General features: G+C 61.3%; 8 protein-coding genes. 2 read left to right on the plus strand and 6 right to left on the minus strand.

The annotated features are described in order from the left end of the window. Positions 1–142 precede the first annotated feature (142 nt). Together AC1D1Z_RS30345 and AC1D1Z_RS30350 are read left to right on the plus strand one after the other, a co-directional pair. Entirely contained in the window at positions 143–919 is a 777-nt protein-coding gene (locus tag AC1D1Z_RS30345; RefSeq protein WP_018448840.1) for an ABC transporter ATP-binding protein, read from the plus strand. Then, positions 916–2,403, plus strand: coding sequence for an HAL/PAL/TAL family ammonia-lyase (locus tag AC1D1Z_RS30350; RefSeq protein WP_477852569.1), 1,488 nt, complete (start codon positions 916–918; stop codon positions 2,401–2,403). The genes AC1D1Z_RS30345 and AC1D1Z_RS30350 overlap by 4 nt, the downstream gene beginning before the upstream one ends. 7 nt (positions 2,404–2,410) lie before the next feature. On the opposite strand, the gene AC1D1Z_RS30355 is transcribed toward AC1D1Z_RS30350, so the two are convergent. The 6 genes from AC1D1Z_RS30355 to AC1D1Z_RS30380 all read right to left on the minus strand — a co-directional run. Continuing rightward, positions 2,411–2,956, minus strand: coding sequence for a hypothetical protein (locus AC1D1Z_RS30355; RefSeq protein ID WP_018448842.1), 546 nt, complete (start codon positions 2,954–2,956; stop codon positions 2,411–2,413). Positions 2,957–3,052: 96 nt separating this feature from the next. Then, entirely contained in the window at positions 3,053–3,856 is an 804-nt protein-coding gene (locus AC1D1Z_RS30360) for a transporter (protein ID WP_477852571.1), read from the minus strand. Between the two features lie 229 nt (positions 3,857–4,085). Then, entirely contained in the window at positions 4,086–4,874 is a 789-nt protein-coding gene (locus AC1D1Z_RS30365) for a hypothetical protein (RefSeq protein ID WP_477852572.1), read from the minus strand. An 88-nt stretch (positions 4,875–4,962) separates the two neighbouring features. Continuing rightward, complete coding sequence (locus AC1D1Z_RS30370) at positions 4,963–7,239, minus strand: tetratricopeptide repeat protein (protein ID WP_477852574.1); 2,277 nt, start codon at positions 7,237–7,239, stop codon at positions 4,963–4,965. Positions 7,240–7,311: 72 nt separating this feature from the next. Beyond that, positions 7,312–8,322 carry an HAD family hydrolase gene (locus AC1D1Z_RS30375; RefSeq protein ID WP_018448846.1) on the minus strand — a complete coding sequence of 337 codons (1,011 nt, stop codon included), beginning with the start codon at positions 8,320–8,322 and terminating at the stop codon, positions 7,312–7,314. An 85-nt stretch (positions 8,323–8,407) separates the two neighbouring features. Continuing rightward, the coding region (locus AC1D1Z_RS30380; protein WP_477852576.1) for an alkaline phosphatase family protein at positions 8,408–9,092 on the minus strand (685 nt) is incomplete at its 5' end.

Raw genomic sequence — 9,092 nt, forward strand, 5'->3', positions numbered from 1 at the left:
AGGCGGCCTAGAACAGGATGATTTTAGTACGGGTCGGCCTAAAATCTGAATCCTGTTCTAAACTAAAGAGTTAGAGCATGATGTTGTCCGAAAACCGCTCACACTTTTCGGCATCATGCTCGTGACCCCGATTGGAGCACCCATGCCAGGCGTAACCCGACTATCGGTCCGCAATATCCGCAAGAGCTTCGGTACGCACGAAGTATTGCGCGGCATTTCCCTCGATGCGGAAGACGGCGATGTGATCTCGCTGCTCGGTGCCTCCGGCTCCGGCAAATCGACCTTTCTGCGCTGCATCAACATGCTCGAAACCGCCAGCGACGGCGAGATCTGGGTCGACGGTGAGGAGATCCGCATGGTGCATAAGGGCGGGCGAAGCAAGCCGGCCAGCCAGAAGCAGGTGGACCATATCCGCTCCGAACTTGGCATGGTATTCCAGTCCTTCAATCTCTGGTCCCATATGACGATCCTGCAGAACGTCATCGAAGGGCCGATCCATGTGCTGAAGCGACCGCGCGCCGACTGCATCGCCGAGGCCGAAGCGCTGCTCGAAAAGGTCGGCATCGCCGATAAGCGCCATGCCTATCCGGCCCATCTCTCAGGTGGCCAGCAGCAGCGCGCCGCAATCGCCCGTGCGCTGGCGATGAAACCGAAGGTGATGCTGTTCGATGAGCCGACTTCGGCGCTCGATCCGGAGCTTGTAGGCGAAGTGTTGCGCGTCATGCGCGCGCTTGCCGAGGAAGGCATGACCATGCTCGTCGTCACCCATGAGATGAGCTTTGCCCGCAACGTCTCGAACCGCGTCGTCTTCATGCGCGAAGGGCTGATCGAAAGCAGCGGCAAGCCGGACGAGATGTTTACCGGCGGCGCAACACCCGCGTTTCGCCAATTCATCGGCCATTTCGGAAGCGGTCAATGACAATCACCATCGAGTCCGTGCTGACCTGGCGCGATGTCGCGCGCGTCGGGACCGGAGAAGCTCTCGCGCTGTCGCCCGCCGCCCTGGCGCGCGTCGAGCAGGCAAGCCGCATCGTCGCGCGCATCGTCGAGACGGGCGTGCGTGCCTATGGCGTCAATACCGGCGTCGGGGCACTCGCCGATACGGTGGTCGATCGTGCCTCGCAGAGCCTGTTGTCGCGCAGCATCGTGCTCAGCCATGCCTGCGGCGTCGGTCCGTTGCTGGCCGCCCGCGAGGTGCGCGCGATCATCGCGGCTGAGATCGCCAATTTCGCCCATGGTCATTCCGGCGTGCGGCGCGAGATCGTCCAGCATCTTGCGGCCCTGCTGGAACATGATTGCATCCCCGACGTGCCGTCCAAGGGTTCTGCCGGTTACCTCGTCCATAACGCCCATATTGCGCTTGTTCTGATCGGCGAAGGCAGCGCTCACCGGGACGGCCGGCGCATGAGCGGTCGCGAGGCGCTTGCCGCGATCGGCCTCCAACCACTGGTGCTCGGCGCCAAGGAAGGCTTGAGCCTGGTCAACGGCACGGCCTGCGCCACCGGCCTGGCCGCCGTGGCGCTTTCGCGTGCCGAGCGGCTACTCGACTGGGCCGATGCGATCGCAGCACTGACGCTGGAAGCAGCAGGCTGCCAGATTGCCGCCTTCGACGCCGCCGTGCTGGCGCTGCGCCCGTCGGCGGGAATAGAGAAAGTCGGAGCGAGCCTGCGCGCGCGGCTTCAGGGCAGCGGTCTTGTCGCCGCCGCCTTCGGCCGGCGCACGCAGGATGCGCTCAGCCTTCGCTCCGTGCCGCATGCCCATGGCGCTGCCCGCGATGTCTTCGACAATTCCGCCCGCGTCGTCGATCAGGAGCTTGCTTCGGTGACGGACAATCCGGCTGTCTCAGGCACGCCGGAACACCCGATCGTCTCCTCCGAGGCGCATGCCGTTGCCCCGGCGCTCGGGCAGGCGGCCGATAGCCTGGCCATTGCGCTGGCACAGATCGGTGCGATCAGCGAACGGCGCATGGACCGGCTCGTCAATCCGCTGGTGAGCGGCCTGCCGCCTTTCCTCGCCAGCGATGCCGGCAGCCATTCCGGCTTCATGATTGCTCAGTATACCGCTGCCGCGCTCAGCAACGAGAACCGCCGCCTTGCCGCACCCGCGGCCATGGACGGCGGGCTGACCTCAGGCCTGCAGGAGGATTTCCTCGCGCATCCGACGGCTGCCGCCGGCAAGCTGCTCGCCGTCATCGACAACGCCGAATATATCCTGGCAATCGAGCTGATGGCCGCTGCCCAGGCGCATGATTTCCTGGCGGCGACGGCGCCGCGGGCCGCAGGAACAGACCTGGTCTACAAGGCCGTGCGGGAGCATGTTTCCCACTATAGTGACGAACGGCCGCTCAACGGCGATATCGAAGCCGTCCGCAGCCTGATCCGCGATACTGCGCCGCCGCTATAATCGACTGTCAGAACGGTTTGCTTGTTTCGGAATTCTGCTTCGGCCTTTCGCCAGCCTCGAGCCGTTTGAGGCACTGGCGATAAGTCGGGTAGAGCTGATCCACCCGCGAGAGCGGAAGCGTCCAGTCGCCTTCGTCGCCGGCAAAGGTAAGCTGCACGTCAGGCGTTCCGGCAAAGGAATTCTTGATGATCTTCTTCAGTCCGCCGCTCCCCTTGCTGGCCGGACCCCAGAGGCGAAGCGTGTTCTTGTCGAAGAATTCGGCGGCGACCACTTTCGTCGTCGTACGGTTGGTCAGCGTCACCTCGGTCTTGGTATCGGCCGGGATGTCCCATGTGTTCTTTGATACCAGCCAGAACGTCTCGGTTGCGCTCTGGCGGAATTCCATGGTCTTGCCGATCTCGCTGTCCCACAGCAGGCGGCAATAGGGATGCGGGCTCTCATTCGCAAAGCCGACCGACCATTGTCTCGCGCCGCCCATCCAATCGGTCTCGCCGAAGGCTGAGACCGGCTGCAGGGCGGCTGCAATCAGAACCATCACTGTCGGAATTTTCATCGCCGAAATCTTCTCCAACGCAATCGGCTCCAGCAATAGCAAAAGAAGGTTGAGCTTTTGCTACTACAGCCGCCGCGCGCGTCGTCGACTGCGGATTCACTTCGGGAAGAGGAACGTGACCGCGACGCGGAAGCCCAGTCCTTCCGGGCCATTGTCTGGAGCCGCCGCCCAATATCGTATGCCCGCCGTCAGGCTGATTGGCTGCTTGTCGATGGTGATCAGCTTGGCGACTGCGAAGTTGATCGGCACCGACCAGTCGTTCGTTTCCCAGTTATATGTCGACTCCGTATTCAGCGAGAACGTCCAGGCGTCCTTGGTCGTGTAGGAGAGGAACGGCTGGAGGAACGTCGAACTCACATCCTCCCGGTCGCTTTGACCAGCGAACGACCAGATGTGGTTCCCGAGAAAGCCGTAAGTCCAGGGGCCGTCCTGCTTAAGGACGACCGCTGTCGGACCCGCACCCCACTTGCCGCTTCCGAGGAGCTCGTCCGTCGCCGTCGGCAGCAGGAACACCGGGCCGACGCCCCAGACGATGCCGCTCTCGGTCGGCTTGGACGGCGAGAAGAAGAAGCTTTGCGTGATGTCGCCCAGACCGGACTGCGTTCCCGACGGTCCGGCAATGTCGTTCTGCCATGTGACTGGCAGGATGGTGCGCGAGATGACGTTCCAGTCCTCGTTTATCTTGAAGGGAATGACCGGCTGAATGTTCAGCGTCGCCTTGTCGCCGTCGTCTGGACCATAGCCGTGATCGTAGTTGAACTGGAACGGGACGCTGATGAGCGAGGCTATCGGATTGGAAAGCTTCTTCGCCAGGTCTTCACTCGACTGGGCGGCTGCCGTCCCTGTCCAGACACCGAGCGGCGCGACAACCAGTACTACCCAAGAAGCGACTTTCTTCATCAATGCCTCCATGATCCGATTGAACCCAGCCCGCAGGGCAGCTTCCTCCGAAATGAAACGATATCGCCCGGATCGATCCTGTTGGATACCGAACTGTGAGCCGCTGTCACGGCGGCTCTCTGCTGCTGGGGGACGTCGTTTTTCCGGCTCCCGGAGGACACCAGGTCTTCAAATGGCGAGCATACTGGAAGGATAATCGCTAACAGTACGAAGTTCGCCAGTCCGGCCTTTAGAACCGAATGGCCACCCCGAAGATCGGCCCCTGCTGAACGACGTCGAAGACGAACCCGTCATTATCGTAATTGACGCCGAGTGCACGATATCCGGCGACCGCTGAGATGGTGTCGTTGAACTTGTAGCCGAGGCCCAACGCCACATCCCAGTCGATATCGGCGCCGCCGGCGCCCAGCAGGCCCCACCCCGTGACATAGATTTCCGGCGTGAAGAAGTAGTTCCCTCGGACGCCGGCGACGGCATCGACCCATGTGGCGCTGTCTTCGACATCCACTCCGGCCAGAATGCCGCCATTAAAGGAGATCTCGGTTTTGGCCGACCAGACCCTCATGCCGCCGACCACATCGAGATGGCCATTTTGGTCTTCGAGCACGGCGTAACCGGCGCCAAGAAATCCCGCGAAGGTCTTCGATGTCACATCGACGCTGTCGGCAAGGATGCCGGCAGGTGTGTCGGCGCCGGCACCGAGCTTGGTGTAGATCACGTCACCGACGATGCTGAAGCGATCGTATCTTGCTTCGCCTGCCGCCATGAAAGCGAAGTCGAGGTTATTGAGGATATCGCCGAAATCCGCGTCGATATGAACTTCCGGAAGTCCAAACTGCCCAATATCGCCGGATATGCCGGCAGCCCAGAAATATGGCGCGAAGGTGAATTCCCAGCCGCTCTGGCTCTCGACTGTTTTTGCTTCCGGCGTGAGCGGCGTGATATCGGCAGCGTTGCCGGCCGACGCCGCGCAAATGCCCGTCACCAATAGAATGGCACGCAAGTATATGGCTTTCATGAGAATCCCCCGATCTCGTTTCGCCTCGGCACTGCTGTCCCGAGTCGGCACTGTGCGGCGAGAGGTAGATTTCGACAAGCTCAAATACCTATTTTTCGTTGATCGCCTGCGTCAACTGCCCGATGAGGCCTGAAATCTGCTGGTCCTCAGGTCTCAGTCGCGCCAGATCCTCGGCGTATTTCAGCGCCTCCGGCAAGCGTCGAAGCTTGAGACTGTATCGGAGCGCCAGGCCGATGATATCAGCGTCTTCGCCCGCCGCCCAACCATCGAGCTTGTCCAGTGCTTCTTCCGTCCGGCCAGCGGAATCGAGAGCGACGGCAAAGGTCGTCTTGTAGCGGGAGTTTTGTGGATCCAGCCGCACGGCTTCTTGGAGTTCTGTGATAGCCTCGGTCAATGCCTGTTTGCGTACCAGCGACAACGCGTGTCCGTACCGCAGATCCGCGCTTTCAGGCGCCATCCCGATCGCTTCGGCATAGGTCTGTTCCGATTGGTCGTTCCGGCCGGTGGCGCGGTAGAATTCCGCGAGATTGATGCGCATTGCCTCCAGTGTCGGGTCGAGCGAAATCGCTCGCAGGAAGGCGGCTTCGGCCTCGGCCGTACGCTGTCGGGCGAACAGGAAGAAGCCATAATTGCTTTGTGCTTCCGCGACGTCGCCATTGGTTTCGACATAGGYGCGCAGGTCCGCGACGGCGGCTTCGAAATTGCCTTGCTGATCGCCGAAGAGGTGGGGAGGAGTGCCGGCGAGTGCGTTGGCGGCAGCAACGCGCACCGCGCGCGTTGCGTCGCCCAGCAGGTTGCCGATCGCCTCCAGCCTCTGCTCCGGCGGAATGTTGCCTGCCGCTTCCGCAGCACCGAGCCTGACGAGCGGATCTGCATCGGCCGCGGCCGTTTGAATGTCGGCGGTGATCTCCACGCCGCCAGTTCGGCTCATTGCTGCGATGGCGCTACCCCTGACAATTCCTGCCTGGTCATGGTCACTGACAAGCGCGCGCAGAGCCTCCACCGCGGCTTGATCGCCGTTTGCAGCTCCGGCGAAGGCATGGGCGATCGACGGGCGTTTRCGCCATTGCGTCCCGTACCATTTGTCCATTGTTTCGGCTGCCCAATCATTCGTTCTGCCGACATGACAGGTCGTGCACGCATTCGGCGTTCCGAGGGTTGCCGACAGGTCGGGTCGGGGGATGACGAAGGAGTGGTCGCGGCGCGGGTCGACCTTCATGTAGGTGCGTTCCGGCATGTGGCAGTTGGCGCATTGTGCTCCGGTGGAGCCGGCCTGGTGACGGGTGTGCTCGGGAGTGTCGAACAGCCCGCTCGGATCCTGGTTGACGAAGCGCTCCGGCTTCGTCGCTGTGTGGCATTGCGTGCACAGTGCATTGCCCTCGGCTTTGAGGCCGGCATTGTGCGGCCGATGGCAGTCGAGACAGGTCACGCCCGCCCTTGCCATCTTGCTTTGCTGAAGCGAGCCATATTCGAAGACCTCGTCAAGGATCTGCCCGTCGGGGAAATAGAGATCCTGCCGGAGCAGGGCAGGGGAGAAATAGTCGAGAAAGGGCTTTCCCGGCTGGTAGCCGTCCAGCAGCTTGGTGCGCCTGGCATGGCAGGCAAAGCAGATGCCCGCATCGACTTTCGGCAGACCTGTATCCGGCTTGACTGCGGATGAGGCGTTACCCGATTGCGCGGAAGCGACGTGCTTGGCGCCTGGACCATGACAGGACTGACAGCCGATGCTGGTGGCGACGTAGGTCGACTCGTATTCGTTCGTCTGCGGTTGAAACTTCGCCTGGGGATTGGTCGAATGACAATCGATGCAGGTGCGGTTCCAGCGATAAAAGGGACCTGTCCAATGATAGGTCGATCCGGGTTTGGCCGGGGTGCCGTTGCCGAGCCAGAACCACTGTCGCCTGGCCGTATCCCAGGCGATGTCGAGAGCCTGCAGCCGTCCGCCTCCGATCTCGACGAGATATTGCTGCAGGGGCTCGTAGGCGAAGGTATATTTGACTTCGAACTCGGCCTGGTTGCCGTCCGCCCCCTCGGTGTTGACGAAGAAGCGGTCATCGCGGCGGGTGAAGGTGGTGACGACGCCGTCATGCTCAAAYCTGCTATTGTCGAAATCGCCGCGCACCGTTTCCTCGTCGGCCAGGGCCATGGCCTTTGCATGGTGGGATTTCGAAAAAGCCGCAGCCTGATCGGCGTGGCAGGACAAGCACGTCCTTTCGTCCACGAAACCCTCGTGGATCGCTATTCGGGGGTCGGCGGCGGGCGTCGAGAGGGGGTCACGCGCAAGGCTGTGCCCGGCAAAGGCGAGCAACAGGAAAAGCAGGAGGGTCGTTCCTCTCACCGCTGCTGACCGAACACACGCTGCCACTCAATCGCTCCCTGTCGACGTTTTAAAAGGTCACGGCGCCATCGTCCAGGCTCCGGCGCTCGGCACATTCCCCTAGTCCTTGAACACCTGCTTCCAGTCGGCCTTCATGTCGACGACGGTCCAGCCAGCGATGGAGGCGGCATCGAGCGCCTTGTCGAGGCGACCGAATTCGGTATCGCGGTCGTAGGCGTATTCACGGTCCGAATCGGTGTGATGGATCAGCACGCCGAGCCTGGCAGGTGCGCCCGCCATGGTCGTCCATTGCAGCATTTGGAGATCTCCGTCGGAATTGCCGAAGGCTGCAATCGGCCGCCGGCCGATCTGCTGGTTGATCCCGACGGGTTTGCCGGCCTTGTCGTCGATGAAATTGACTTCGGGGAGCCGAAACAGGGTCGGCGTGTCGTCCTGCATCCTGAATTCGGTCTTGATCGACGAGCCGATAACCTGCTCGGGCGGGACGCCATAGACTTTTTCCGCCCATGGCCGCATGAACTCGATGCCTCCGCCTGAAACGATGAAGGTCTTGAAACCGTTGGCGCGGAGATAGGCGAGAAGCTCGACCATCGGCTGATAGACGAGTTCTGTGTAAGGCCGCTTGAATTTCGGGTCACGGGCCGACGCGAGCCAATCGGTGACGATCTTCTGGAAATCGCTGCTGGTCATTCCGGCATGCGTGGTCATGATGAGCTCGACGAGGCCCTTTTCCCCCGACGCCGCGAGCGCCTTCAAGTCGCCTTCGAGCACGGCCTTGAACGGCTGCGTTTCCTTCCATTCCGGATGCTGCGGGGCAAGCGCCTTCACCCGGTCCAGGGCGAACGCGAGCTGCGTATATATCGGATGTTCGACCCACAGGGTTCCATCATTGTCGAATACGGCGATACGCTCCGCTTCCGGAACGAAGTCGGCTGAACCCGGTTTTGTCACCTTCTCAACGAAGGAGATGATCGCTTGCTTCGGTGCCGTGTCGTTCCACGAAGGCAGTGCGTCCGTTTGAGCGACTGCAGCCGCTGCGATATAAAGGCATACTGCGGCGGCGAGCGCGACGCCGCGGGAAAAATACAGGAAACTACGTGCCGAATTCATCGCAATGCCTCCATCGATTAACTTGCGGCAATCTTGAACTTGGAGATATGCGGCAGCCCCGGATCGCTCCGGGGCCGCCAAGGACCTAGTTCCCGGTCGGAGCCGTGATATTGACCCCCTCCTTGCCGAGTTGTTCACGCACCGACTCTAACATCTGATACTTGGAGAGTTCGATCGGGCCGTCGTAACCCATGCTCTGCAGCTTGCGCGGGGGGTACTCGACGTAGGTTTTCATGAGGTCCTTGATCGCTCCCGAGATGGAGACCAATGTCCAGGTATGTTCGGTGTAGTTGTTCATGAAGATGTCGTAGCGTTCTTGCGGATCCTGCAACAGATCGAACACCTGTGGCACGATGGCGACGTAGGACTGTGCACCCTTCCAGCCCAGGTTGGTATCAACCGCCAGACCGCCTGTGGCCTGCCCATTGTCGCCGCGCAGGTTGAACACGGCCTTGTAATTGCCGACACGGGCAGCACCCGGCGTCAGTTCGTTTTCGGTGAAGTAGAACCAGTTTTTGCGGGCAGATTTTCCCGTACCCAGCAGAATCGGGGTCATATCGTAGCTATCGAAGATAATCGGTTTATCTTCGCGGTCTTTGGTGGGCAGCGGCACGCCGCCGGCTGCGGCAAAGGTCGCCATCAGATCGAGACCACCGACGATGTCGTGATTTTTTACGTCCTGCTTGATCTTGCCGGGCCAGACAGCGATCGCGGGAACACGGTTGCCGCCTTCGCGCACGGTGCCTTTTGTACCGCGGAATGGTGTGTAG

Source organism: Rhizobium sp. P1_E1 (assembly GCF_056406015.1).